The 24308-nt window shown below is 69.9% G+C and carries 21 protein-coding genes; 5 read left to right on the forward strand and 16 right to left on the reverse strand.

The window, feature by feature from the left end:
- Window positions 1–30: 30 nt before the first annotated feature.
- The 3 genes from KBC94_RS22025 to KBC94_RS22035 all read right to left on the reverse strand — a co-directional run bounded on the left by KBC94_RS22025 (window position 31) and on the right by KBC94_RS22035 (window position 4833).
- Complete coding sequence (locus tag KBC94_RS22025; protein ID WP_294375177.1) at window positions 31–2100, reverse strand: alpha-1,4-glucan--maltose-1-phosphate maltosyltransferase; 2070 nt, start codon at window positions 2098–2100, stop codon at window positions 31–33.
- Window positions 2097–4031 carry a 1,4-alpha-glucan branching protein GlgB gene (gene glgB, locus KBC94_RS22030; RefSeq protein WP_294375179.1) on the reverse strand — a complete coding sequence of 645 codons (1935 nt, stop codon included), beginning with the start codon at window positions 4029–4031 and terminating at the stop codon, window positions 2097–2099. The genes KBC94_RS22025 and glgB overlap by 4 nt, the downstream gene beginning before the upstream one ends.
- A 253-nt stretch (window positions 4032–4284) precedes the next feature.
- Window positions 4285–4833 carry a DUF3455 domain-containing protein gene (locus KBC94_RS22035; RefSeq protein WP_294375181.1) on the reverse strand — a complete coding sequence of 183 codons (549 nt, stop codon included), beginning with the start codon at window positions 4831–4833 and terminating at the stop codon, window positions 4285–4287.
- Between the two features lie 236 nt (window positions 4834–5069).
- On the opposite strand from KBC94_RS22035, the gene KBC94_RS22040 reads away from it, so the two are divergent.
- The 3 genes from KBC94_RS22040 to KBC94_RS22050 all read left to right on the forward strand — a co-directional run bounded on the left by KBC94_RS22040 (window position 5070) and on the right by KBC94_RS22050 (window position 7779).
- On the forward strand, window positions 5070–5648 hold the full coding sequence (locus KBC94_RS22040) for a sigma-70 family RNA polymerase sigma factor (protein ID WP_294375182.1): 579 nt from the start codon (window positions 5070–5072) through the stop codon (window positions 5646–5648).
- 43 nt (window positions 5649–5691) lie between these two features.
- A complete protein-coding gene (locus KBC94_RS22045) occupies window positions 5692–6447 on the forward strand; it encodes an anti-sigma factor (protein ID WP_294375184.1) in 756 nt (251 codons plus the stop codon).
- Between the two features lie 765 nt (window positions 6448–7212).
- The gene (locus KBC94_RS22050; RefSeq protein WP_294375187.1) at window positions 7213–7779 is read left to right on the forward strand and encodes a fasciclin domain-containing protein; all 567 of its coding nucleotides are present in this window, start codon (window positions 7213–7215) and stop codon (window positions 7777–7779) included.
- A gap of 178 nt (window positions 7780–7957) precedes the next feature.
- Here KBC94_RS22050 and KBC94_RS22055 read toward each other — a convergent pair whose 3' ends face one another.
- Window positions 7958–10492: a YbcC family protein gene (locus KBC94_RS22055; protein WP_294375189.1), complete on the reverse strand. Its 2535-nt coding sequence runs from the start codon at window positions 10490–10492 to the stop codon at window positions 7958–7960.
- Window positions 10493–10527: 35 nt separating this feature from the next.
- Window positions 10528–12081: an NADH-quinone oxidoreductase subunit L gene (locus tag KBC94_RS22060; protein ID WP_294375192.1), complete on the reverse strand. Its 1554-nt coding sequence runs from the start codon at window positions 12079–12081 to the stop codon at window positions 10528–10530.
- Between the two features lie 97 nt (window positions 12082–12178).
- On the opposite strand from KBC94_RS22060, the gene KBC94_RS22065 reads away from it, so the two are divergent.
- On the forward strand, window positions 12179–13087 hold the full coding sequence (locus KBC94_RS22065) for a LysR substrate-binding domain-containing protein (protein WP_294375198.1): 909 nt from the start codon (window positions 12179–12181) through the stop codon (window positions 13085–13087).
- A 21-nt stretch (window positions 13088–13108) separates the two neighbouring features.
- Here the strand turns inward: KBC94_RS22065 and KBC94_RS22070 are convergent, their stop codons facing one another.
- The 5 genes from KBC94_RS22070 to KBC94_RS22090 all read right to left on the reverse strand — a co-directional run bounded on the left by KBC94_RS22070 (window position 13109) and on the right by KBC94_RS22090 (window position 17130).
- The gene (locus KBC94_RS22070; RefSeq protein ID WP_294375201.1) at window positions 13109–13375 is read right to left on the reverse strand and encodes a hypothetical protein; all 267 of its coding nucleotides are present in this window, start codon (window positions 13373–13375) and stop codon (window positions 13109–13111) included.
- A gap of 105 nt (window positions 13376–13480) precedes the next feature.
- Complete coding sequence (locus KBC94_RS22075; RefSeq protein ID WP_294375204.1) at window positions 13481–14479, reverse strand: TRAP transporter substrate-binding protein; 999 nt, start codon at window positions 14477–14479, stop codon at window positions 13481–13483.
- Between the two features lie 56 nt (window positions 14480–14535).
- A complete protein-coding gene (locus KBC94_RS22080; protein ID WP_294375207.1) occupies window positions 14536–15816 on the reverse strand; it encodes a TRAP transporter large permease subunit in 1281 nt (426 codons plus the stop codon).
- A gap of 10 nt (window positions 15817–15826) precedes the next feature.
- The gene (locus KBC94_RS22085) at window positions 15827–16321 is read right to left on the reverse strand and encodes a TRAP transporter small permease (protein WP_294375211.1); all 495 of its coding nucleotides are present in this window, start codon (window positions 16319–16321) and stop codon (window positions 15827–15829) included.
- Window positions 16322–16452: 131 nt separating this feature from the next.
- On the reverse strand, window positions 16453–17130 hold the full coding sequence (locus tag KBC94_RS22090) for a TetR/AcrR family transcriptional regulator (RefSeq protein WP_294375214.1): 678 nt from the start codon (window positions 17128–17130) through the stop codon (window positions 16453–16455).
- Between the two features lie 61 nt (window positions 17131–17191).
- Here KBC94_RS22090 and KBC94_RS22095 point away from each other — a divergent pair, with 61 nt between their 5' ends.
- The gene (locus KBC94_RS22095; protein WP_294375216.1) at window positions 17192–17503 is read left to right on the forward strand and encodes a 4Fe-4S dicluster domain-containing protein; all 312 of its coding nucleotides are present in this window, start codon (window positions 17192–17194) and stop codon (window positions 17501–17503) included.
- Here KBC94_RS22095 and KBC94_RS22100 read toward each other — a convergent pair.
- The 6 genes from KBC94_RS22100 to KBC94_RS22125 form a co-directional block, all read right to left on the reverse strand.
- Complete coding sequence (locus KBC94_RS22100; RefSeq protein ID WP_294375219.1) at window positions 17479–17928, reverse strand: YchJ family metal-binding protein; 450 nt, start codon at window positions 17926–17928, stop codon at window positions 17479–17481. The two genes, KBC94_RS22095 and KBC94_RS22100, sit on opposite strands and share 25 nt — an antisense overlap.
- An 11-nt stretch (window positions 17929–17939) precedes the next feature.
- A complete protein-coding gene (locus KBC94_RS22105) occupies window positions 17940–19742 on the reverse strand; it encodes a hybrid sensor histidine kinase/response regulator (protein ID WP_294375222.1) in 1803 nt (600 codons plus the stop codon).
- Window positions 19743–19772: 30 nt separating this feature from the next.
- A complete protein-coding gene (locus KBC94_RS22110; RefSeq protein ID WP_294375225.1) occupies window positions 19773–20903 on the reverse strand; it encodes an acyl-CoA dehydrogenase family protein in 1131 nt (376 codons plus the stop codon).
- Window positions 20904–20952: 49 nt separating this feature from the next.
- The gene (locus tag KBC94_RS22115) at window positions 20953–21585 is read right to left on the reverse strand and encodes a pyridoxamine 5'-phosphate oxidase family protein (protein ID WP_294375228.1); all 633 of its coding nucleotides are present in this window, start codon (window positions 21583–21585) and stop codon (window positions 20953–20955) included.
- Window positions 21586–21598: 13 nt separating this feature from the next.
- Window positions 21599–22849: a glutamate carboxypeptidase gene (locus KBC94_RS22120; protein ID WP_294375230.1), complete on the reverse strand. Its 1251-nt coding sequence runs from the start codon at window positions 22847–22849 to the stop codon at window positions 21599–21601.
- A gap of 252 nt (window positions 22850–23101) precedes the next feature.
- On the reverse strand, window positions 23102–24286 hold the full coding sequence (locus tag KBC94_RS22125; RefSeq protein ID WP_294375233.1) for an acetyl-CoA C-acyltransferase: 1185 nt from the start codon (window positions 24284–24286) through the stop codon (window positions 23102–23104).
- Between the last annotated feature and the right edge of the window lie 22 nt (window positions 24287–24308).

Below are 24308 nucleotides of genomic sequence, written 5' to 3' on the forward strand. Positions count from 1 at the left end.
GCGCGCCTCCTCAGAAGTGACTTGTTGCTGTTATTGGTAGTAGTCGAAGTCGCGCTCGCTGCGCGTCTTGCGCAGCAGATGCATGACATGGGCCACGCTGACGGCCGGGTCGAGCCGGATGAAGTGGCGCGCGCCCTGGCACATGAAGCGCTCACCGCCGAGCAGGTCGTGCATCTGGAAGGTCTGGCCGGGCTCCACGCCGAAGCCCATGGCCGCGGGGTCGAACTGCAGCCAGCCCCACTGGGCATGGTGCGGGTCCAGGTTGACCACGGTGACGATCACGTCCTGCCCATCGGGCGACTGCTTGGCCCAGGCGATGAGCTGGTCGTTGTCGATGGGCAGGAAGACCAGGCCATCGTTGCGCTGCAGCGCGGGGTGGGCGCGGCGGATGGCATTGAGGTGCGCGATGTAGGGCGCCAGGCTGTCGGCGCGGTCGCGGTCCCAGTGGCGCAGCTGGTATTTCTCGGAGTCGAGGTATTCCTCGCTGCCCTCGTGCCGCGGCAGGTGCTCCTTGAGCTCGTAGGCCGGGCCATAGATGCCGTAGCTGGCGCTGAGCATCGCCGCCAGCACCAGGCGCAGGCGGAACATGGCGTCCGAGCCGGTCTGCAGCTGCGCGTGCAGGATGTCGGGCGTGTTGGGCCAGACATTGGGGCGGAAGTAGTCCAGCCCCGGCCGGCTGGACAGCTCGGTGAAGTACGCCACCAGCTCTTCCTTGGTGTTGCGCCAGGTGAAGTAGGTGTACGACTGCGAGAAGCCCAGCTTGGCCAGCCGGTGCATCACCTTCGGCCGGGTGAAGGCCTCGGCCAGGAAGATGACCTGCGGATGGCTGCGCTTGACCTCGCCGATGGCCCACTCCCAGAACGGGAAGGCCTTGGTGTGCGGGTTGTCGACGCGGAACACCGTCACACCCTGCGCGATCCAGTGGTCGAGCACGCCCTTGAGGGCAAGCCACATGCCTTCCCAGTCCTCGCTCTCGAAGTTGAAGGGATAGATGTCCTGGTACTTCTTGGGCGGGTTCTCGGCGTACTGCACGGTGCCGTCGGGCCGCCACTTGAACCAGGCCGGATGTTCCTTGACCCAGGGATGGTCCGGCGCGCACTGGAAGGCGATGTCCAGCGCGATCTCCAGACCATGCCCACGCGCGGCCTTGACCAGCGCGCGGAAGTCCTCGTGCGTGCCCAGCGCGGGCAGGATCGCGTCATGGCCGCCCTCCTCCGCGCCGATGGCCCAGGGGCTTCCGACGTCACCGTCTTCCGTCACCAGCGCGTTGTTGCGGCCCTTGCGCTGCATCCGCCCCACCGGATGGATGGGCGGGAAGTACAGCACGTCGAAGCCCATCTTCGCAATGCCGGGCAGCAGGGCCTGCACATCGGCGAAGGTGCCGTGCCGGCCCGGCTCGGGCGAGGCGGAGCGCGGAAAGAGTTCGTACCAGGTCGAGTAGCGCGCCAGCGGCCGGTCGACCACCAGCGGAAAGCCGGGCTTGAGCGCCGTGGCATGGCGCCGGTCGGGATAGCGGCGCACGATGGCCGACAGGCCCTCGTCCAGCGCCTGGGCCTTGAGCAGGGCGGCGTCCTCGCCGGCATCGGCGGCGCGGGCCTCCAGCGCGATGGCCCAGCCCTGCAGGCGGGTCGCGTCCTGGGCCTGGCCGGCATCGCGTGCCCGGCCGGCGGCGGCCAGGATCTCGGCCGCGCCCACCCGGGCGGCGATGCGGATGTCGGCCGCATCCACGCGACGCTCCAGCTCGTGGTGCCAAGACTCGAAGGCGTCCACCCAGGCCTCGACGGTGTAGCGATAGCGCCCGGGCACCGGCGGCACGAACTGGGCATGCCATTCGTCGTTCCACTTCAGCGCCATCTCGACCTCGGTCCAGGTGGCCTCGCCCTCGTGCTGCCAGTGCAGCATGACGCGCAGCATGTCATGGCCCTCGGCGAAGCAATGGGCCTCGACCGCGAAGGACTCGCCGGCCACGCACTTGGCGGCGAAGCGGCCGTTGTCCACGCAGGGCAGCACGGCATCGATGACGGCACGCTGCCGCCCATCGGCCAGGCCGATCGGGCGCACCAGCGGCTGGGCACTGAGCAGGGAGGCCGGAGCGCTCATCGGAGGAGACCTTTCTCGGATTCGGTGTCGGGCGAAAGCGGTGCGCGCAGGTAGAGCGTGGACAGCGGCGGCACCGCCAGCACCAGCGACTGCGCCTGGCGGTGGGCCGGCACCGGCACGGTGTCGACGCCGCCCAGGTTGCCCCAGCCGCTGCCGTCGAACTCCTGCGCATCGCTGTTGAGCAGCTCCGTCCAGGTGCCGGCCACCGGAACGCCCACGCGCAGGCCGGGGCGCGGCACCGGCGTCATGTTGCACACGACCAGCACGGGCGCGCCGCCTTCCTTGGGCTTGCGCAGGAAGATGTAGAGACTGCGCTCGGCATCGTCGGCGTCCAGCCACTGGAAGCCGGCCGGGTCGAAGTCGATCTGGTGCAGCGCCGGCTCCTCGCGCAGCAGCCGGTTGAGCTGGCGCACGAAGCGCTGCACGCCGCGGTGGCCCCACTGGTCGCTGACCCACCATTCCAGCTCGCCTTCGTGCGTCCATTCGCGGCGCTGGCCGAACTCGCCGCCCATGAAGAGCAGCTTCTTGCCCGGATGGGCCCACATGTAGCCGAACAGCGCGCGCAGATTGGCGAACTGCTGCCACTCGTCGCCGGGCATCTTGCCGATCAGCGAGCCCTTGCCGTAGACCACTTCGTCGTGCGAGAACGGCAGCACGAAGTTCTCGGTGAAGGCATAGACCAGCGAGAAGGTCAGCCGGTGGTGGTGGTAGCGGCGGTGGATCGGGTCGTCGTGCACGTAGTCGAGCGTGTCGTGCATCCAGCCCATGTTCCACTTCATGCCGAAGCCCAGCCCGCCCATCTCGATGGGGCGGGACACGCGCGGCCAGGCGGTCGATTCCTCGGCCACCGTGAAGGTGTCGGGATGCTCGCGGTAGACGGCGCGGTTGAGGTCCTGCAGGAAGGAGACGGCCTCCAGGTTCTCGCGGCCGCCGTGCACGTTGGGCACCCACTCGCCGGGCTGGCGCGCGTAGTCCAGGTAGAGCATCGAAGCCACGGCGTCGACGCGGATGCCGTCGATGTGGAAGCGGTCGAGCCAAAAGAGCGCCGACGAGATCAGGAAGGCCCGCACCTCGTTGCGGCCGTAGTTGAAGATGGCCGAGTTCCATTCGGGATGGAAGCCCTGCCGCGCATCCGCGTGCTCGTACAGGTGCGTGCCGTCGAACTCGGCCAGGCCGTGCGCGTCGGTGGGGAAGTGCGAGGGAACCCAGTCCAGGATGACGCCGATGCCCTGCTGGTGCAGGTGGTCGACGAAGTACATGAAGTCTTCCGGCGAGCCGTAGCGCGAAGTGGGCGCGAAGTAGCCGGTGGTCTGGTAACCCCAGGAGCCGTAGAAGGGATGCTCGGTGACCGGCATCAGCTCCACATGCGTGAAGCCCATCCAGCCGATGTATTCGGCCAGGGCGTGCGCCAGTTCGCGGTAGCCCATGAATTGCCCGTCGCGGCGGCGCCAGGAGCCCATGTGCAGCTCGTAGGTGCTCATGGGGGCGTCGAGGGCGTTGCGCGCGGCGCGGCTGGCCATCCATGCCGAGTCGCCCCATTCGTGCGTGCCGGCCCAGACGCGCGAGCCCGTGGCGGGCGGCAGTTCGGCGCTGAAGGCGAAGGGGTCGGCCTTCTCGCCCACGTAGCGGCCGTCCGGGCCCCAGATGCGGTACTTGTAGGCCTGCCCAGGCTGCGCCGGGATGCCCTCGCCCTCCCACACGCCGCTGCCGTCGGGCCGGGGCTGAAGGGGGTCGGCCTCGTCGTTCCAGCCGTTCCAGTCGCCGATCACCGCGACGCGGCTGGCATTGGGCGCCCAGACGGCGAAGTGGAAGGTGCCGTCATCGTCGGGATGCGCGCCCAGCCGTTCATACAGGCGGGCGTGGCTTCCCTCGCGCAGCAGGTGCACATCCAGGGGACCGAATCGGGACGACGGAGCAGGGAGTTGGGACATGGGACCGGCGGACTTGATGGGCAGCGTATGTTGTACCCCGCTGCCCCGGCAGCGCCCGGACGGCAAAGCCGCGGTGCCTTGTCGGACGGATGCCCACGTCCTTCGCGAGCGACGGGCATGGTCCCACTCCCACCCCGTCTTGAGCCCCTCTCCTGCGAGGGGAGAGGGAGCAGGGGCGCGCATGCCAGCCTCCCATCCTGGCCAGTGCGCCAGGTTCCATAAAAGGCAGGTGGCCCGCCGCGCCCCGCGGGGCTTACATCGCCGGCTTGTAGAAGATGTAGTCCGCCTGGTAGTTGACGACCTGCTTCTGGCCCAGGCTGGCCTGACCGCAGGGCAGCATGGGGGCGACGCCACCCTTGGTGGCCACGCGCTGGATGTAGCTCACGCCCTGCATGGCGCCCATGCCCATGGCCGGGTTGGCCTTGACCAGCTGCAGCGGGATGTTGCCGGCGCCGCCCGGCGCGACCGCGACCTGGGTGGCGGTGACCTTGGAGCCGTCCATGCTCTCCCAGGTGGCCGGCGGGCCGTAATAGCGGCCGATGGCCTTGCCGCTGCGGTCCATCAGGCGCGCATCGGGGCCGACGAAGAACCACTCGTACTGGCCTGCCATGTCGGCCTTGGCGCGGCATTCGTAGGTGATGGTGCCGGCGCCCACGGTCTCGAGCGCGACGCGCTGGCCGGCGGGCACCTGGACGGGGGCGGGCAGGCCGGCCTGCGAGTACGGGGCCGGCATGGGCGCGGTGGCACAGGCGGACAACAGGACGGCGGCGGCCACGGTGGCCAGGGGGGCGGTCATGCGCATGGAATGCTCCTTTCGATGGGCAACAACGGGTTGAGGTTCGGGGTGGCAGTCGGCGGTCGCCCTCCGCGACCTGTCCTTGCTGCCTGCCCCGTTCGACTTACGGCCCCGTTCATGAACCGGATGCATACCCGGCGAAAGTTGAAGGACTTGTGAATTCATCGCCGCCCACCGCGCGCATCCGGCAGCCGGGAACGCGCGTACCCACCAGATGGCCGCCGCTCCCGCACAATGTCCCGATGCCTTCCGCCACGACGCCCGACGACGAGCTGCTGGGTCTGCTCGATCGTGTCGCCCGCCGCGACGCCTCCGCCCTCCAGGCGCTGTACGAACGCACCTCGTCCCGGCTCTTCGGCCTGGCGATGCGCGTGGTGCGGCAACACGAATGGGCGGAGGACGTGCTGCAGGAGGCCTTCCTCACCATCTGGCGCTCGGCGCCCGATTACCGCGCGACGCTGAGCCCGCCGATGGCCTGGATGTCGCTGATCGTGCGCAGCCGCGCCCTCGACCTGCTGCGCCGCCAGACCAGCCAGGGCGCCGACGTGACGCAGGAATTCAGCGAGACACTGGCCGACACCCTGCCCGCGTCCGGGCCCGGCCCGCAGGAGCTGGCCGATGCCAGCGAGCAGGCCTGGCTGCTGCACCAGTGCCTGCAGCAGCTGCCCAACGCGCAGCGCGAGGCGCTGTCGCTGGCCTACCTGCGCGACCTGAGCCACAGCGAGCTGGCCGCGCGCCTGGCGCAGCCGCTGGGCACCATCAAGACCTGGATCCGGCGCGGGCTGGACAAGCTGCGCGGCTGCATGGAGCAGGCGGCATGACGCGGCCCCGTCCTTCCGCCGCCACCGGCCCGAGGAGACTCGCATGAACATCGCCGCCAATGCCCGCCTGCTGGCCCTGCTGTCGGCCGCCCATGCCCTGGGCACCCTGCGGGGCGGCGCCCGCCGGCGCTTCGAGGCTCTGGCCCGCGAGCAGCCGGCGGTGCGCGCGAGCGCGCTGCTGTGGCGCGAGCGACTGACGGGCTTCGTCGAACTCGCGCCTGCGGTGAACCCGCCGGCCGCGGTGTGGACGCGCATCCGCAACCTGGTGGACGCCGACCTGCAGGAGGCCCGCCTGGCCCAGCAGAAGGCGGCGCCGTCCACCATGCCGCCGACACGCACAACGGGCTGGTGGGGCAGCCTGGCGCTGTGGCGCGGGGCCTCGGCCGCCGGCGTGGCGGCCACGGTGCTGGCCGGGGTGATCGGCCTGCAGTTCTGGCAGCAGGCACGCGAGGCGCAGCAGGTCAAGTACGTGGCGGTGCTGAACGACGACCGTTCGGCCGCATCGATGCTGGTGACCTTCGATGCGAAGCACCGCCAGCTCACGCTGCAGCGGGTGGGCGACTTCAACGTGGCGCCCGACCGCTCGCTGCAGCTGTGGGCCTTGCCGCCCGGTCGCACGCCGCAGTCGCTGGGGGTGGTGGACTCGCCCGAAGGCATGCGCCTGGCGGCCAGTGCGCAGGTGCTGCAGCAGGCGCCGGCACTCGCCGTCAGCCTGGAGCCCAAGGGCGGCGTGCCGGGCGACCGCGGGCCCACGGGGCCGGTGCTGTTCCATGGGGCGTTGATCGAGAAGACGCTGTGATGGGTCTGCCCTGCATGTGCGTTCACAGCTGACAAAGGACGCACGAGGGCTGGACCGCTAACCCGGCAGAGGACGCCGGCATGCGCCTCGACGCTGTGCGCGAACCCATCCCTTTCCGCGCAGTGGGGTCTTGGGCTCGGCGCCACACAGGGGAGCCGACCCTGGACCATTCGGGCCGAGCCAACCGACTACCGTTCGGGCTGAGCCTGTCGAAGCCCCGCCCCACGGGGGTGGTGATGTATCGATCGGGGAAACATCGGGCATTCGCGAAGCGCGCCGTTCCGCCCTTCGACAGGATCAGAACGAACGGATTCGGAAGCCCTGAGCGCCAAACCCGGCCATTCGGACACACCGTCGAGGTGGAGGGCGCCGGTGTGCGTGCGGAGGTGCCATTCGCGGCGCCGTGCAGTGCGCAAGGCACGTCGGTGGAGGGCGAGCACATCACGGGTGCAACAAGCCGGTCAGCGCGAGCGTGCACCGGGAGCGCGCATGCCGGCGCCCTCTGCCGGTTAGCGGCGCAGCACTTGTGCCCCATCAACCAACGCAAGCGCAAGCCCACTCCAGAGCACCCAACCGCACAGCACAGCACGCACAGCACCTGCGAACGCCAACGTGCACCCGCAGTGCGCGCGCATCTACGCAAAAGAACGCGTGCCGGATGCATTCCCCGACGCCGCGCAGGCCGATGCCATCCAGCCTAGCCACAGGCCCGTATCTGAAGAGCCTGCCGCATATCCGGCGGTACAACAGCCCAAGGAGCCTTGCATGACTTTCTCGAAGAAGACCACCCGCATCCTCGCCGCCACCCTCACCGTCTTCGCACTCGGCGGTGCAGCCATCGGCGCATCGGCCCAGGTGACCGTGGGCGGCGCACCGATGTACGCCACCAAGGACATCATCGACAACGCCGTCAACTCCAAGGACCACACCACGCTGGTCGCCGCCGTCAAGGCCGCCGGCCTGGTCGACACCCTCAAGGGCCCGGGCCCCTTCACCGTCTTCGCGCCCACCAACGCAGCCTTCGCGGCACTGCCCGCCGGCACCGTCGACACGCTGCTCAAGCCCGAGAACAAGGGCCAGCTGACGACCATCCTGACCTACCACGTCGTGCCCGGCAAGGTCGACTCGGCAGCCCTCGTGAAGATGATCGACGACGGCAAGGGCCAGGCCATGCTCAAGACCGTGGCGGGCGGCAGCCTCAAGGCCACGCGCAGCGGCAGCACCGTGAAGATCACCGACGAGAAGGGCGGCTCGGCCGATGTGACCATCGCCGACGTCTACCAGTCCAACGGCGTGATCCACGTCGTCGACAAGGTCCTGCTGCCCAAGTAACGAAGGCCGCGAACGGTCCGTTACCTTTGCGTGCGGACCGTCAGGTGCCACTCAGGGCACCGCTACATACTTCGTTCTCGGCAGTCCGATCTTCTCCGACTCTTGCTTCCCCTCCACACCCGGACTGTCTTGGGGCCCGCTTTACGGCGGGCCCTTTTTCTTTTCAGGGCCCGCATCTTCAGGCCAGCATGTGCCACCGGCCTTCCGCCAGACGCTGCAAGGCCTGCCCCTCGAAGCGCCACAGGTGCAGCCAGCCGTTGACCAGCAGGTCGCGCACCACGGCATGCTCGGCGACCACCGCATCGATGGCCGCCTGCGGCGCATCGATGACCACGGTGAGCCGCAGCGGCTCATGCACCCAGCGTTGGCCATCGTGCAGCGACTGACGCGCGAGGCCGATGCGCAGGTCGCCGCCATTGCCCTCGAACACCCCCAGCGTGCCGCCCACCACGTTGTGCAGCAGCTTGTTGCCACTGCCCATCCGCACGGGGTCGCAGGTGGAGGCGTGGTACTGCCAGTTGATCCAGTGCGTGACCAGCATGGGCGCGGTCATCAACTGGGTCAGCAACTGGCCTTGCGGGTCCAGCGCGGCGTCGTAGTCGTGCAGGAAGACGCGCCCGCCCAGGTCCACGTTCTGGCTGCGATGGCGTGGCGCGATCAGGAAGGCGGCATTGCCCGCGAGACCCCATTCCGGACGCGTCTGCGCCCCGTCGTTGGCGCGGCGGCGCAGCTGGCGATGCAGCACCTCCGCCGGCGCCCTCGGATCCAGGCCCAGGCGCGGCGCGCGCTCGCGGCGCACCTGGTCCGCGGCGGCCTCGATGACGGGCTGCAGCCGGTCCCAGCGGGTGCGGGCGTCGGGTGAGAGCCGGTCGAGGTCGAAGCCCTCGATCTCGTCGGTCGAGGTGTTGTGCAGCGCGGCCACGAACACCGTGGACGCGGGCACGTCGATGCCCTGCGCCTTCAGGCCTTCGCGCACCGCAGCATCGTTGAGCAGCTGCGCCAGGCTGCGCGCATTGACTTCGCCCGTCTGGCCGCAGCACGCGCCGCAGTCGAGCGCCGCCGCATGCGCGTTGTTGGCCGACTGGCTGCCGTGGCCCACCAGCAGCACCAGCGGCGCGAGCCCCCGCACGAGGCCCATGGACTGCAGCACGCGCGCCGCCAGCGTCACGCGCGCCTCGTCATCCAGGCCGAGCAGCTGCGGCCGGCACACCGACCGGTAGCGCGCGGGCAGGCCGTCCAGATCGTCGCGCGCGCGGTCCTGCACGCCAGGGCGCAGCCAGCGGCCCAGCCGGCCCAGGTAGCCCAGGCCGGCGGCCTCGACGAAGGAGAAGGCCGCGCCCGGCCAGCGGCTGGCGGCATGCCACTGGTCGCCCAGCGCGAAGCGATGCTGGCGGGCCTGTTCGGCCTGCCGCTGCAGCTGCGCCGCTGCGGCTGCGTCGCGGGCATCGGCCGGCACCAGGACATCGCCCACCGTCACGGCGGGCGCCAGGAGCCCGGGCAGCTGCGGCCGCTGCGCGGCGGTGCCCAGCGGCGTGTACGCGAGCGGCAGGCCGAAGAAGCCGGCCACGCCCAGGGTCTGCATGCCGGGACAGGCCGCTTCCAGCGCGCGGCGCAGGGGCTCGCTGCGCACGTCGATGCAGAAGGCGGCCTGTACCTCGGGCGTCGGCACCGCAGGCGACGACGCACGGCCGGCCAGCGACGCCGCAAGGCCACGCTGGTAACCGGCCTCCAGGGCCACCTGCCAGACCTCGTCCACGCGCAGCGCCTGCTCGGCCTGCGCCAGCACCTCCGGCGCACGGCCCCACTCGCGCTGCACGGTCGCGAAGGCCTGCCGGGCGGCGAGGTCGTCCTTGCAATCCAGCAGCAGCGCGCCCCAGGCCAGGCGGATGGCCAGCAGCTCGCGCAGGTGCGGGTCCTCTCGGCCCGCCAGCCGGGCCTGCCAGCCCAGGTAGGCGCACCACGACGCCCAGCCATTGACGGTGAGCAGCACCGACTCCAGGTAGTCGGCCCACACGGCCGGCGGCAGGCCCAGGCGCTCGATCACCCAGTGCTCGGCCTCGCGGGCCGTGGGTGGCAGGGCGTCGATGCTGCGGCCGATCTGCGGCAGGCCCATGAGCAGGCCGATGCCGTGGTCGTGCTGCAGCGTCTCGCGCCAGAAGGCATAGAGGTCTTGCGCGCGCGCCGGCTGCCAGTCGGCCTGGTGCCGGTCGAACCACGCGGCGCAGGTCTGGCTGACCTGGTGGGTGATGGCCTGCCGCCAAGCCAGGCGCGCGTGCCGCTGCGGGTCGTTGTCGAGCACGTCGATCAGCAGCGGCAGTGGCTGCACCGGCAGGGGCCGCGCCAGCGCGGCCACGCAGGCCTCGGGCGTGAGTTCCGCTTCATGCAACTGCTGCAGGGCCTGCTGCAGGTCGGCGGCCTTGATGCGGCCTTCGGTCCAGGCCTGCGCCTGCCGCTCGCGCGGCGGGAAGACCTGAATGCCGCCCAGCACGGCCATGCGCGCCGCCACCCGGCGCACCGGCATGCCGATGCGCGACCAGTGCGGGTTGACGGCGATGGCACTGTCCAGCGGCCAGGCGGGCGCGATGGCCTCGCAGGCGCGGCGGCAGGCGGCGTCGATCCGGTCGGCCTGCAGGCCGCCGGGTGGGGGCCGCGTCGTGGCATCGATGGATGCCGCGGCAGAGGCAACGCGTGGAGGATTCAGGACATCCGTCATGGTGTTCTCCGTGTGAGGGATGGGATCGGGCGCACTCAGGCGGCGGGCACCGACAGCTGGCCGGCCTGCGCAGTACGACGCGCCTCGGGCGTCCACCTGGCCGGCCACAGCCGCAGGGCGAGGCGGGTGTAAACCTCATCGACATAGAAGCCGGCATAGCTCCAGCGCCGCGCGCGTGCCAGGGCCTGGGGCCGCCATTGCAGCGTGGCGAGGCCCAGGTAGAGCAGGACCATGCCCAGCAGCGCCACGGGGCCGGCCAGCGCCTGCGGCGCATCCTGCAGCCCCAGCGGCAGCGCATGCATCAGGCGCGCGGCCAGGGCCAGGCCGCCGATCATCAGCAGGCCCCAGAGCAGGGCCCGCACACGGGCACCGACCGACGCCGGGGCAGCCGGCAACCACAGCATGGGCGCCCAGGCCAGGCCGAGCAGCGCGCTCCACCAGAGCGGCCAGGCCGGGCCGCCCATGGCGGCGAGCACGACGAGCACCATGCCGATGGCCAGCACCGGCGCCAGCAGCAGGCTGAGCGCCGTGGGCACGGCCGGCGCATGCAGCGCCTGCCGCCGCGTGTCGCGCACCACACCCGAGGCCGACAGGAAGGCATGCGCCTTGTAGAGCGAGTGGCCCATCAGGTGCAGCGCCGCCAGCGTGTACAGGCCCACCGCGCATTCCAGCAGCATGAAGCCCATCTGCGCCACGGTGGACCAGGCCAGCCGCACCTTGATGCTGATGCGCGTGAGCATGACCAGGCCCGCCAGCACCGCGGTGGCCAGGCCGAAGCCCAGCAGCAGCCAGCGCGCCGGTGCCGCCGCGTCCAGCAGCGGCGCGAAGCGGATCAGCACGAAGCCGCCCAGGTTGACCACGCCCGCATGCAGCAGGGCCGACACCGGCGTCGGCGCCTCCATCACCTGGATGAGCCAGCCATGCACCGGCAGCAGCGCCGTGCGCAACACCACCGCCAGGATCAGCGCCACGGCAGCCCACTGCAAAGGCATGGACAGGCCGTGCTGCGCGACATGCGCCCACAGCGCCGACAGCGAGCCGCTGCCCACCTCGCGCCAGGCCAGGCCCGCGGCCAGAAGCAGCAGCCCGTCGGCGACCCGGTCGGCGATGCGCTTCTTATGCGCGGCCAGCAGCGCGAAGGGACGGTCCGGGTAGAAGCACAGCAGCGACTGCAGGGCGACGCCGACGGCGGCCCAGGCGGCGATCAGCACCAGCCAGTGGTCGGCCATCAGCAGCAGGTGCACGGCCGCCAGCACGCCGCCCAGCGCGGCGGCATAGCGGCGCTGGCCGGCCTCGCCTTCCAGGTAGCGGGCCGAGAAGCCGGCGATCACGGTGCCCAGGCCCTGCACCAGCAGCGCCAGCACGAGGCCGAGCACCGTGGGCTGCAGGCCGGGTAAGCCCTGCAGCCGCACCGGGCCGGCCAGCAGCGCCAGCGCCGCAGCCGCCAGCGCCAGGACGCACAGCGCCTGGAAGCCGCGCCAGCTGGCCGCCACGGCCAGCCGGCCCGACAGGGCGAGCGCTGCGGCCAGCGCCATGGCGAGGGGCGGCAGCAGCGACAGGGCCGGCCCCGGGATGTGTGCGAAGTCCATCGCGAACCCTCCGAAGAAAACTGGGCGCGATGATGCTTGGCGGATTTCGTTCTGTAAATTACATTGATACGAACCAATCGATCTTCAAAAAGGAACGATGCAGCTGGAGCAGCTTAACTTCCACCACCTGTTCTATTTCTGGCGCGTGGCCATCCTGGGCCACCTGACGCGGGCGGCCGAGGAACTGCACACCTCCCAGTCGGCCGTATCGGCGCAGATCCGGCAGCTGGAGGACCGGCTGGGCGAGGCGCTGTTCACGCGCGAGGGCCGGCGGCTGGTGCTCACCGACACCGGCCAGCTGGTGCTGGCCTATGCCGAGAACATCTTCGGCCTGGGCCAGGAGATGCTCGGCCGGCTGCAGGGCCGCAGCGCCGGCGTCACGCGCCTGCGTGTCGGCGCCGTGGCCACGCTGTCGCGCAACTACCAGGAGAACTGGCTGCGCCCGCTGCTGGCCGATCCGGCGGTGGTGCTCACGCTGGAGTCGGGCCTGCTCGAAGGCCTGGTCGAGCGCCTGGTGCAGCACCAGCTCGACGTGGTGCTGGCCACCGAGACCGTGCCGGCCGACCCTGACCGGCCGCTGCACTGCCGGCTGCTGGGCAGCCAGTCGATCTCGCTGGTGGGCCCGGCCAGCCGCTGGCAGGGCCGGCCGCTGCGCATCCCGGAGGACCTCGATGGGCTGGAGATCGCCCTGCCCGGCCCACGCCACGCGCTGCGTGGGCAGTTCGACGGCCTGTGCGCCTCGGCCGGCGTGACGCCCCGGCTGCGCGCCGAGGTGGACGACATGGCCATGCTGCGACTGATCGCGCGCGACAGCGGCTGGCTCACGGTGCTGCCCGAGGTGGTGGTACAGGACGAGTTGCGCAACGGCACGCTGGCGATCGTGGGGCGCTCCGACGCGCTGCAGGAGCGCTTCTACGCGATCACCACGCCGCACCGGCACCGCATCGAGGTGCTGGAACGGCTGATGGCGCAGGCGCCGGCGCAGCGCGGACCCGGCGCTGCATAGGTTTGGTCGGACGAGGCGGCGTCAAACGCCGGCCAGCGGCCACTCCTGCCCGTCCGCCGTCACCAGCACGCCGAGGGTGGTGTCGCTCTGCGCCAGCGGCACGCCCATGAAGCGTTCCTTGTCCAGCCCTTCGTCGCCCATGTTGATGGCGATGCGGCCATTGCGCCGGGCCTGGATCAGCGCGTCGTACTGGGCCGGCGTGAGCAGCAGCTTCTGCGGGTAAGCGTTGTCGTGCTCGGCCCAGTGCTTGCGGATGGCGTGGAGGGCGAGGTCGTAGAGAGTGGCCATGGCGGGATCATAGAAAACATGGGCACCGGGCCCTGCGGGCCCAAAGAAAAAGGCGGCCCGCAGGCCGCCTCGATGGACAGGGCCACACGCGCGGCCCTGCCGCCATCACTTCCGCAGCTTGGCCAGCTCGGCCATCATGGCCTGCACGGTGCCCTCGCCCACGCTGGCCGAGTTCTTGTCGATCACGGGCTTCATCTTCTCGCGCAGCTTGGTCACCTCGGCGGCGGACAACTCGTTCACTTCCATGCCGGCCTTCTTCAGGTCTTCCAGGCCGCTTTGCAGAATGGCGCGCGACTGGGTGCGCTCGTACTGGGCCGACTCGACCGCGGCCTCCTTCAGGATCTTCTGGTCGGCCGGCGGCAGCTGGTCCCAGAACTTCTTGCTGATCACCACCGACTGCGGGTTGTACTGGTGGTTGGTGATCGTCATGTACTTCTGCACTTCGTAGAGTTTGGCGGCCTTGATGGTGGCCACCGGGTTCTCCTGGCCGTCCACCGCCTTCTGCTCCAGCGCGGCATACACCTCCGGGAAGGGCAGCGGGGTGGGGTTGGCACCCAGCGCCTTGACCCAGTCCACATTGATCGGACTGGGGATCACGCGCAGCTTGAGGCCCGCAATGTCTTCCACCTTCTGGATCGGGCGCTTGCTGTTGGTGATCTGGCGGAAGCCCAGCTCGTAATAGGCCAGGCCGACCAGGCCCTTGTCTTCCAGCTTCTTGTGCAGGTTCTGGCCGAAGGGGCCGTCCACCACCGCATCGGCCTCGCGCGCGTTGCCGAAGAGGAAGGGGAAGTCGTAGATCGCGAAGTCCTTCACCAGGCTGGAGAAGATGCCCGAGTTCATCGACGCCATCTCGAGCGTGCCGCCCTGCAGGGCCGACACGTTGGCCTGGTCGCTGCCCAGCACGCCGCCGGGGAAGACCTGCACCTTCAGGCGGCCGGCGGACTTCTTGTCCACCAGCTCCGCGAACTTCTCCATGCCCAGCACGATGGGGTGGCCCTTGGCGTTCTGGTTGGCGAACTTGATGGTGCGCGTCTGCGCGGGCGCCATGCCGGCGGCGGCGAGGGCCACGGCGGCCACGATGGTCTTGAGGAAGAGTCGCTTCATGTCGGGGGTCTCCTGGGTCGCGAGAAGAAAAACGGAAAGAAGAAAGGAGCGGTCGCTCAGCCGTGGAACCAGCGCGCAGGCACGATCACCAGGGCGGGGAAGAACACCATCAGGAACATCACGCCGAACTGCGCCACCATGAAGGGCCACACGCCCTTGGTGACCTCGTCCATGCTCACCTTGCCCACGCCGGCCACGGTGCTGAGCACCGTGCCCACCGGCGGCGTGATCAGGCCGATGGCGTTGTTGATGATGAACAGCACGCCGAAGTACACCGGGTCGATGCCGGCGGCCTTGACGATGGGCATGAACACCGGCGTGAGGATCAGGATGGTGGGCGTCATGTCCATGGCCGTGCCCACCAGCATGGTGATGACCATGATCACGAACATCAGCAGGATCGGGCGGTCGAGCAGGGGCTGCAGCACGGCCACCAGTTCGGCCGGCAGGTTGGCCACGGTGATCATCCAGGCCGACACCATCGCTGCGGCCACCAGGAACATGATCACCGCCGTGGTGCGCGCCGCGGCCTCGAACAGGCCATAGAGCTGCGAGAGCTTGAGCTCCTTGTAGACCACGGTGGACACGAAGAGCGCGTACACCGCGGCCACCACGGCGGCCTCGGTGGGCGTGAAGACGCCGAACTTCAGGCCCACGATCACGATCACCGGCAGCACCAGCGCGAAGGTGGCGTCCTTGAGGGCGGTGAGCACTTCGGCGCGGCTGGCACGCGGTGCGGGCTGGATGTTCTCCTTGCGCACCAGCCACCACCAGGTGAGCCACAGCGCCGCGCCCAGCATGACGCCCGGCGCAATGCCGGCCATGAAGAGCTTGGAGATCGACACGTTGGCCGCCACGCCGAAGACCACGAAGCCGATGGAGGGCGGGATGATGGGCGCAATGATCGAGGCCGCCGACAGCAGGCCCGCCGAGCGCGCCTTGTCGTAGCCGGCGCGGTTCATCATGGGCAGCAGCAGCGCCGCCAGCGCGGCGGCATCGGCCACGGCCGAGCCCGACAGCGAGGCCATGATGATGGCCGCCATGATGCCCACGTAGCCCAGGCCGCCGCGCACATGGCCCACCAGCGTCATCGCGAAGTTGACGATGCGCCGAGACAGGCCGCCGGCATTCATGATCTCGCCGGCCAGCATGAAGAAGGGCACGGCCAGCAGCGGGAAGCTGTTGGCGCCCTCCAGCGTGTTCTGCGCCAGGATCTGCGGATCGAACATGTCCATGTGCCACATCAGCGCCGCGCCGCAGGCCAGCAGCGAGAAGGCGATGGGCACGCCCACGGCCATGGCGCCGAGCAGGGCGCCGAGGAAGATCGCGATGGTCATGGCCGTCCTTTCAGCGCGAGGGTTGGGAGGCGGCCTCGTGCGGCGCATCCTCGGATTCGGTCACGCCGATCAGCTCGGACTCGGCGAGCCGGCCCGCCAGCAGCGCCACGAACTCGGTGGCGATGAAGACCATGGCGATGGCCGAGAAGAACACGCCCGCGCCGTAGAACCAGGCCATGGAGACCTCCATGACGGCGCTGGTGCTCTCGCGGTTGATCTGCATCTGCACCCACGAGCCCTGCAGCATGAAGAAGCACAGCATCAGCATGAGCAGGTGGCTGGCGCCCAGGCACAGCTTCTTGCCCACGCGCGGCAGGCGCGACACCAGCGTGTCTGTGCCCAGGTGCTGGTGCGAGCGCAGCGCCACCAGCGCGCCCAGGAAGGTCATCCACACGAAGAGCCAGCGCGACAGCTCCTCGGAGATCAGCAGGCCGTCGTTGAAGCCATAGCGCAGCACGACGTTGCCGAACACCATGACCACCATCAGCGCCAGGCAGACGACCATGGCGAAGGAGAAAAACCGGCACAGCCGATCGAGACAGTTCCCCCACATACACGCTCCTTGAAGAAGGGCGGAGTTTGTACGAACTGGTTAGTTTTTCGCTCCCGGAGAAACCCGAGGCCGGGGGGCGGCGGTCAGGGCGCGCTGACGAAGCGCACCACCATGTCGATCACGCTTTCCCGGCGGTGCGCCATGTAGGCGGCGGAGGTGGTGTCGAGCTTGAACAGCGCCCCGAATGTATGCCGGTTCGAGACGTTGAAGAAGCTCAGCGCCGAAATAGAGGCATGGATGTCCACCGCGTCGAGCCCGGGCCGGAAGACGCCGCTGGCGAGGCCCCTCGCATACAGCCGCTCGATGGCCGCAATGGCCGGCACGTTCAGCTCCTGGATGCGCTGCGAGGCGGCGATGTACTGGCCGCGGTGGATGTTCTCGCTCATCACCAGGCGAATGAAGCGTTCGTGCTGCAGGTGGTGGTCGAAGGTGAAGGCCACCAGGCGGCGCAGTGCGGTCTCGGGCTCCAGGTCCTCCAGGCGCAGGTCGGCCTCGATCTCGCGGACCTGCCGGTACGACTCTTCCAGCACGGCAAGGTACAGGCCCTCCTTGCTGCCGAAGTAGTAGTAGATCATCCGCTTGCTCGTCTGCGTCAGCGCGGCGATCTCGTCGATGCGGGCCCCGGCCAGGCCCTTTTCAGCAAACTCCTCGGCCGCCACTTCAAGGATGTTGGCGCGCGTGCGCTCCGGATCGTTGGTGCGGCTGGCGGCAGGCTTCGCGGCGGCACTGCGGCGCACGCGCGAATGGACGAGTTCGTTCATTTTTTCAGTATAGGGCGCGGCCCTGCCTCGGCGAGCGAACGTAGACTGGGCCAGGAACACCATGGCCAGCGACGCCCCTCCCGCTTCATCGCGCGACAGCCGCCACCGCCCCGGCTGGCTGCCCCTGGTCGACGCCGCGCGCTGCACCGGCTGCGGCTGGTGCGTGGCGGCCTGCCCACCGCATGTGCTCAGTCTCGAAAGCCGCGACTGGAAGAAGCAGGCGGTGTTGCATGACGCCCCCGCCTGCACCGGCTGCAGCGATTGCGCGGTGGTGTGTCCTTTCCATGCCATCGCCATGCGGCGGGTGGCTGCGGCGGGTCCACGGGTGGACGCGCCAAGCGAGGCAGATCAGCGCAGGTCGCCGTCCACGTAATACCAGCGGCCGTCTTCGCGCACGAAGCGGCTGCGCTCGTGCAGGCGCGAAGCCCGGCCGGGGGCATCGCGCGAACGGGCGACGAATTCCACCTCGGCCCGGTCTGCGCCCAGCGGCAGGTGCGCCCGCACATCCAGGCCCAGCCATTGCACCGAAGGCGACTCGGACAACTGCAGCATGGCGGGCCGCGTTCGCGGATGCCAGGTGGCCAGCAGGTAGGCCTCATCGCCCAGGCCATAGGCGGTGTAGCGCGAACGCATGAGCGTCTCCGCATCGGACACGCGCGCGGCACGCTCGTCGGCAGGCGTCTGCGCATCGGCCAGGAAGCGACCGCAGCAGTCGGCGAAGGCGATTGAACGGCCTCGCGCCTTGCGGCCGCAGGGGCAGGGTTGCGAGGACGCGGGCAGCGTCGCGGGTGCGGGCATGGGAAGAGGCATCAGGAAAAGACAGGGCCGGCAGCGGCGGCACCACCGGCTTCCAGGCAGGGGCCGACGGCGCGCACGATGGCGGCCCGCAGCGCAGCCGACGACACGGGCTTGTACAGCAGCTGGAAGCCGGCCGCCTCGACCTGGGCCCGGTCGGCCTGCGCGGTCTCGCCGGTCACCACGACCACCTCGCGCACCTTGCCCAGGCCATGGAGCGTGCGTGCCGCGGCCAGGCCCGACAGGCCCTCGCCCAGGCGAAGATCGCTCAGCAGCAGGTCGAAGCGACCGGGCAGCGCCAACGCCTCGCCGGGTGAGGCGGCGACCACCACGTCGTGGCCCCAGCCGCCCAGCAGCGCACGCATGCCCTCGCGCACGGGCGCCTCGTCGTCCAGCACCAGGATGCGTGCCGGTGTACAGGGCGGCAGCGCTTCGGCGGCCGGCGCCTCGGGTAGCGGCGGCGCGGCCGCGAGCCAGAGCGAGAAGGTGCTGCCCTGCCCCGGCGCGCTGCGCAGTGCGATGCGGCTGCCCAGCGTGCGGGCCATGCTGGCCACCAGCGCCAGGCCCAGGCCCAGCCCGCGCGAACGGTCGCGGCCCGGGTTGTCGACCTGGAAGAACTCCTCGAAGACCTGCTCGCGGTGCTCCGGCGCAATGCCGATGCCACTGTCGCGCACCTCGATGCGCCAACCTGCCTCGCCGTCCTGCGTGGACGCACGCGCCGCCATCAGCACGCTGCCCTGAGCGGTGTACTTGAGCGCGTTGTCCACCAGGTTGGCGAGCAGGCGGGAGAGCATCTGCGCATCCGCATTCACGCGGGCGGCGGTGGGGCGCGCCCGCAGCCGCAGCCCCTTGGCCGCTGCCGCCGTCGCGAAGCGTCCATGAAGGGCGTCGAACAATTCGCCCAGGTCCACCGGCGCCAGCTGCACGGCCACAGCACCGCGGTCCAGTTGCGCGATGTCGAGCAGCGCATCGACCGAGCCGCGCAGGGCCTCGATGCTGCCCTGCATATGGCGCACGGCGGCCGGTGCGGCGGGACGGCCGCCTTCCAGCGCATCGATGAAGACGGCCAGGGCATGCATGGGCTGGCGCAGGTCGTGGTTGGCCGCGGCAAAGATGCGCGCGCGCTGCGCCGCCAGCTGGGCCACGCGGTCGAGCTCGGTCTGCAGCGCCTCGGCGAGGCGTGCGTTCTCGAGGCCCGACTCGATGGCGCCGACGATCAGCAGGTTCTGCTTGCGGGCGTAGTGCAGCGTGGCCAGCAGCTGCGACAGCGCCAGCACGCCCATCAGCACGGCCGGGCCGCCCTCACCGGCCGTCATCAGCCGCACGGCGATGCTGAGGTACAGCGGCACGCCGAAGCACAGCGTGGCCAGCCACCACTGCGCCAGCGCAGCGATCGAGACGCTGGCCACGCCACTGATGAAGAAGTACTGCAGCAGGATAAGCGCCAGGTCGCCGCGCGGAAAGAACAGCCAGGGCGCCGCCGCCCAGACCAGGCCCGGCAGCAGCATGCGCCACTCCAGCCGGCGGCGCCAGCGGGCGGCGTCCTCGGGGCGGAAGGTGGCCGGATCCACGCCGTGCAGGTGGCGGTACATGTGCCACTGCATGCCGTGGACCATCGCGGCCCAGACGAACACGCCCGCCTGCCGCGTGAGCACGGCGAAGGTGATCCAGAAGACGGCCGCCGTGAGCGCCGCCACGAAGGGCGTGTCGCGGGTGTCGAGGATGTAGGCCCGCGCCAGCGTGAGGTCCACGCGCGCATCGGCATGGGGCGCATCGCCCCACCATCGCCGAAGCCGTTGAAGCCTGTCGCCCGTCATCCGGGCAGGATAGCAGCGGCCCGTGACGGCTCAGGCCAGCGCGCGCTGGATCAGCAGCTTCTGGATGTCCGAGGTGCCTTCGTAGATCTGGCACACGCGCACGTCGCGGTAGATGCGCTCCAGCGGAAAGTCCTTCACGTAGCCGTAGCCACCCAGCGTCTGGATGGCGGCGCTGCACACGCGCTCGGCCATTTCGCTGGCGAAGAGCTTGGCCATGGCGGCCTCCTTGAGGCAGGGCTGGCCGGCATCGCGCAGGCTGGCCGCATGCCAGATGAGCTGGCGCGCGGCCTCCAGTTGCGTGGCGCAGTCGGCCAGGCGAAAGCCCACGGCCTGCTGGTCGAAGATGGGGCCGCCGAAGGCCGTGCGGTCCTTGGCGTACTGCAGCGCGAAGTCGAAGGCGCTGCGGGCCATGCCCACGCTCTGCGCCGCGATGCCGATGCGCCCGCCTTCCAGCGCGCCCAGGGCGATTTTGTAGCCCTCGCCTTCGGCGCCGATGAGGTTCTCGGCCGGGATGCGGCAGCCGTCGAACTGGATCAGCGCGGTGTCGCTGCTGTGCTGGCCCAGTTTGTCCTCCAGGCGTGCCACGGTATAGCCCGGCGCATCGGTGGGCACGAGGAAGGCGCTCATGCCCTTCTTGCCGGCGGCCTTGTCGGTCATGGCGATGACGATGGCCACCTGGCCGTTCTTGCCGCTCGTGATGAACTGCTTGGTGCCGTCGATCACCCAGCCGTCGGCGTCTTTCCTGGCCGTGGTGCGCAGGCTGCTGGCATCGCTGCCGGCCTGCGGCTCGGTCAGGCAGAAGGCACCCAGCATGCGGCCCTGCGCCAGCGGCTCCAGCCATTGCTTCTTCTGCTGCGCACTGCCGTAGCGCATCAGGATGGCGTTGACCGGGCAGTTGGTGACGCTGATGGCGGTGCTGGTGCCGCCGTCACCGGCGGCGATCTCTTCCAGCACCAGCGCGAGCGTGAGGTAGTCCAGGCCGGCGCCGCCGTGTTCCTCCGGCACGCAGATGCCATAGGCGCCCAGTTGCGCCAGGCCCTGGTGAACATCCTTGGGGAAATGGTGGTCGCGGTCCCACTGCGCCGCGTGGGGCCACAGCTCGGCCTGGGCGAACTCGCGCACGGCGTCGCGGATGGCTTCCTGGTCGGGGGTGAGCAGCATGGGTCGAGTCTCCTGTCGTTGTCGTGTGCGGTCGTGAGCCCGCGGAAGATCAGGTGCCGGGGCGCCCTTCCTCGTCGAGCTGCGTGCGGTAGCGGGCCAGCATCTGGTCCTGCGACTCCGCCGGGGCAGCCGTGCCGATCTGGTCGTGGATCATCTGGTTGAGCGTGGGCAGGGCCGAGCGCGGTCCCCAGGTGGTCGCATCCCACAGCTGCGAGCGCATGAAGGCCTTCGGGCAGTGCAGGTAGGCCTCGTGCACCTGCACCTCGACCACCAGCCTGGGTCTCTGGCGCTCGCCCTCGAACTGGCCGGTGAACGCCGGCTCGTCGCGAAGCCGGGCACGGCCGTTGACGCGCAGCGTCTCGTCCACGCCGGGCACCAGGAAGATCAGCGCGATGCGCGGATCGGCCAGCAGGTTCTCGAAGGTGTCGAGCCGGTTGTTGCCGCCGGAATCGGGCAGCAGCAGCGTGCGGCCGTCCTCGCTGGCCTTGACGAAACCGGGCGCACCGCCGCGCGGCGAGGCATCGAGCAGCGCGCCATGCACGCCGCCGCTCGCCACCACGCAGAAGGGCGACAAGGCCACGAAGCGCCGGCCGTGCACGTCAAGGTGGTCGAGTTGCTTGCGCAGCGCGCGCTCGCCGGGGGCGGCATAGAGCGCGCGGAGTTGTTCGGCGTTCTGGATCATGGTGGCGTGCGCTTCAGCGGCCTGCGCCAAGGTCCATGATGAGTCGGGTCGCCATGTACAGGCGGCGCGGGATCGCGTCGATCTGCACATACTCGGCCTTGTCGCTGTGGTAGTTGAAGCCGGGCAGGCCCAGGCTCTCGATCACCGGTTTGCCGGCCAGCGCGGCGTAGGCCGCATCGGTACCGCCGCCGGAGCGTTCTTCGATGACCAGGTTGCCGCCGGCCTCGGTGTAGTAGCCCACGGCCTTGTCGATCAGCACCTTGCCCGCCTCGCCGGCGTTGAAGGCCGGCCGGCCGCGGGTGACCAGCACCTGCACGTCGGCGTTGGGCAGCTTCTTCTTCTGCGCGCGGGCCTCCAGCTCCTTCATGGCCGCCTCGAAGTCCTCGTTGCGGGCGTAGCGCACGTCGGCATTGAGCGTAGCGCTGTCGGGAATGATGTTGGACACGGCGCCGGCCTTGGCGATGGTCCAGTTGAATCGCAGGCCGCGGGCCTTGTCGTCGATGTCCATGGTGCGAAGCACCAGATCGGACGCCTCGACCAGCGCGTTGACACCCAACTCGGGCGCGGCGCCTGCATGCGAGGCCTTGCCCTTGATGTTGACCTGCACGTAGGCAATGCCCGAGGTGCCCAGTGTGAAGCCTTCCTTGATGGCCGACGAGGGCTCGAAGGACAGCACATAGTCGGCCTTGGCCGCCTCCTGCTGGATCAGGTCGCGCGAGCCGAAGGAGCCCTTCTCCTCGTCGGTGTTGAACAGCACCGTGATGCTGCCGAAGTCCTGAAAGCCACGCGCCTTGAGCAACTGCAGCGCATGCAGGATGACGGCGTTGCCGCCCTTGTCGTCGGCGATGCCGGGACCATAGGCCTTGTCGCCTTCGATCTTGAACGGCGATTTGGCCAGCGTGCCCTTGGGATACACGGTATCCATGTGCGAGATCAGCAGCAGTCGCTTGCCGCCCTTGCCCTTGAGCGTGCCGACGATGTTGTCACCCACCACCGGGCCGGCCGCCGCGCTGCGCGTCACCGTGAAGCCCAGGGCCTTGAGGCGCTCTTCCAGGTAGGCACCGGCCGCCGCCATGCCGTCGGCATTGCCGGTGCCGGTCTCGATGTTGACGAGCTGCTCCAGCGTCTTGACCACCGCCGGCTGCTCGGCCGTTGCGGCCTGGAGCAGCGCCTCGTCACGGGCATGGGCCGGCGCGGCGGCGAGGAAGGAGGCAGCCATCAGGCCGGCGAGCAGGGGACGGAGCTTGAAGGAAGACGAAGTCACAGGGAGTCGATAAAAGAAAAGGAACGAGTGGGTCATCCTGCATCCGCGCACATCGAGGGGCCGCGGAGCAGGCCATGTCAAGGCACCCGAGGAACTGGCTTTGCCAGGCCTCCGGGTGCGCCCCCCTCCAAGCCGAAGGCGCAAGAGAGGGGCTGAGGGCCGCGGCTCCGAGCCTGCCTGCGCAGCTTGGACGTGCCCGAAGAGCAGCCGCCTCTGGCGGCCGCCTGGAGCCGCGAAGCGGCTTGGGGGGTGTCATAGCAGTTCAATGGCGACCGCGGTGCCTTCGCCGCCGCCGATGCACAGCGTCGCCACGCCGCGCTTCCTGCCGCGCTGCTGCAGCGCGTGGATCAGCGTGACCATGATGCGCGCGCCGCTGGCGCCGATGGGGTGGCCCAGCGCGCAGGCGCCGCCGTGGACGTTGACGATGTCGTGCGACACGCCCAGCTCGTGCATCAGCGCCATGGGCACCACGGCGAAGGCCTCGTTGACCTCCCACAGGTCCACGTCCTTGACCGTCCAGCCGGTCTTGGCGAAGAGCTTCTGCACGGCCCCCACCGGTGCGGTGGAGAACCACTCGGGCTGCTGCGCATGCGTGGCATGGGCCACCAGGCGGGCGATGGGCCTGGCGCCGATCTTCTTCGCATGCGACTCGGTGCTCATCACCAGCGCCGCAGCGCCGTCGTTGATCGAGGAACTGGAGGCGGCGGTGATGGTGCCGCCATCCTTCTTGAAGGCGGGCTTGAGCGTGGGGATCTTGTCGAGCTTGACCTTTCCCGGGCCTTCGTCCAGCGCGATCACGGTCTCGCCGGCGCGGCCCCTGACGGTGACGGGCGCGATCTCGGCCTGGAACAGGCCGTCGCGGCTCGCATGCTGGGCGCGCTGCACGCTGGCGATGGCGAAGGCGTCCTGCTGCTCGCGGGTGAAGTGGTACTTGGCGGCGCAGTCCTCGCCGAAGGTGCCCATGCTGCGGCCGGGCTGGTAGGCGTCCTCGAGGCCGTCGAGCATCATGTGGTCGAAGATGCGGTCATGGCCCATGCGGTAGCCGCCGCGGCCCTTGAGCATCAGGTAGGGCGCATTGGTCATGCTCTCCATGCCGCCGGCCACCATCACCTCGTGGGTGCCGGCCAGCAGCAGGTCGTGCGCCAGCATGGCGGCCTTCATGGCCGAGCCGCACATCTTGCTGAGCGTGACGGCACCTGCGCTGTCGGGCAGGCCGCCCTTGTAGGCCGCCTGGCGGGCCGGCGCCTGGCCCTGGCCGGCCATCAGGCAGTTGCCGAACAGCACCTCGCCCACGGCATCGGGTGCGATGCCGGCGCGTTCGACGGCCGCCTTGATGGCAACACCGCCCAGGTCGTGCGCGGCGAGCGAGGCGAAATCGCCCTGGAAGGCACCCATGGGCGTGCGGGCGGCGCCGAGGATGACGATGGAGTCGGACATGGCGGGGGTCTCCTTGTGCAAG

Origin of the sequence: Pseudacidovorax sp., assembly GCF_017991995.1 — a bacterium.
Classification (GTDB): Bacteria; Pseudomonadota; Gammaproteobacteria; order Burkholderiales; family Burkholderiaceae_C; genus Xenophilus.

Excerpts from the sequence above, each read along its gene's own strand:
- KBC94_RS22025 (WP_294375177.1), bottom strand. The coding sequence starts at position 2,100 with ATGAGCGCTCCGGCCTCCCTGCTCAGTGCCCAGCCGCTGGTGCGCCCG.
- glgB (WP_294375179.1), bottom strand. The coding sequence starts at position 4,031 with ATGTCCCAACTCCCTGCTCCGTCGTCCCGATTCGGTCCCCTGGATGTG.
- KBC94_RS22035 (WP_294375181.1), bottom strand. The coding sequence starts at position 4,833 with ATGCGCATGACCGCCCCCCTGGCCACCGTGGCCGCCGCCGTCCTGTTG.
- KBC94_RS22040 (WP_294375182.1), top strand. The coding sequence starts at position 5,070 with ATGCCTTCCGCCACGACGCCCGACGACGAGCTGCTGGGTCTGCTCGAT.
- KBC94_RS22045 (WP_294375184.1), top strand. The coding sequence starts at position 5,692 with ATGAACATCGCCGCCAATGCCCGCCTGCTGGCCCTGCTGTCGGCCGCC.
- KBC94_RS22050 (WP_294375187.1), top strand. The coding sequence starts at position 7,213 with ATGACTTTCTCGAAGAAGACCACCCGCATCCTCGCCGCCACCCTCACC.
- KBC94_RS22055 (WP_294375189.1), bottom strand. The coding sequence starts at position 10,492 with ATGACGGATGTCCTGAATCCTCCACGCGTTGCCTCTGCCGCGGCATCC.
- KBC94_RS22060 (WP_294375192.1), bottom strand. The coding sequence starts at position 12,081 with ATGGACTTCGCACACATCCCGGGGCCGGCCCTGTCGCTGCTGCCGCCC.
- KBC94_RS22065 (WP_294375198.1), top strand. The coding sequence starts at position 12,179 with ATGCAGCTGGAGCAGCTTAACTTCCACCACCTGTTCTATTTCTGGCGC.
- KBC94_RS22070 (WP_294375201.1), bottom strand. The coding sequence starts at position 13,375 with ATGGCCACTCTCTACGACCTCGCCCTCCACGCCATCCGCAAGCACTGG.
- KBC94_RS22075 (WP_294375204.1), bottom strand. The coding sequence starts at position 14,479 with ATGAAGCGACTCTTCCTCAAGACCATCGTGGCCGCCGTGGCCCTCGCC.
- KBC94_RS22080 (WP_294375207.1), bottom strand. The coding sequence starts at position 15,816 with ATGACCATCGCGATCTTCCTCGGCGCCCTGCTCGGCGCCATGGCCGTG.
- KBC94_RS22085 (WP_294375211.1), bottom strand. The coding sequence starts at position 16,321 with ATGGTCGTCTGCCTGGCGCTGATGGTGGTCATGGTGTTCGGCAACGTC.
- KBC94_RS22090 (WP_294375214.1), bottom strand. The coding sequence starts at position 17,130 with ATGAACGAACTCGTCCATTCGCGCGTGCGCCGCAGTGCCGCCGCGAAG.
- KBC94_RS22095 (WP_294375216.1), top strand. The coding sequence starts at position 17,192 with ATGGCCAGCGACGCCCCTCCCGCTTCATCGCGCGACAGCCGCCACCGC.
- KBC94_RS22100 (WP_294375219.1), bottom strand. The coding sequence starts at position 17,928 with ATGCCCGCACCCGCGACGCTGCCCGCGTCCTCGCAACCCTGCCCCTGC.
- KBC94_RS22105 (WP_294375222.1), bottom strand. The coding sequence starts at position 19,742 with ATGACGGGCGACAGGCTTCAACGGCTTCGGCGATGGTGGGGCGATGCG.
- KBC94_RS22110 (WP_294375225.1), bottom strand. The coding sequence starts at position 20,903 with ATGCTGCTCACCCCCGACCAGGAAGCCATCCGCGACGCCGTGCGCGAG.
- KBC94_RS22115 (WP_294375228.1), bottom strand. The coding sequence starts at position 21,585 with ATGATCCAGAACGCCGAACAACTCCGCGCGCTCTATGCCGCCCCCGGC.
- KBC94_RS22125 (WP_294375233.1), bottom strand. The coding sequence starts at position 24,286 with ATGTCCGACTCCATCGTCATCCTCGGCGCCGCCCGCACGCCCATGGGT.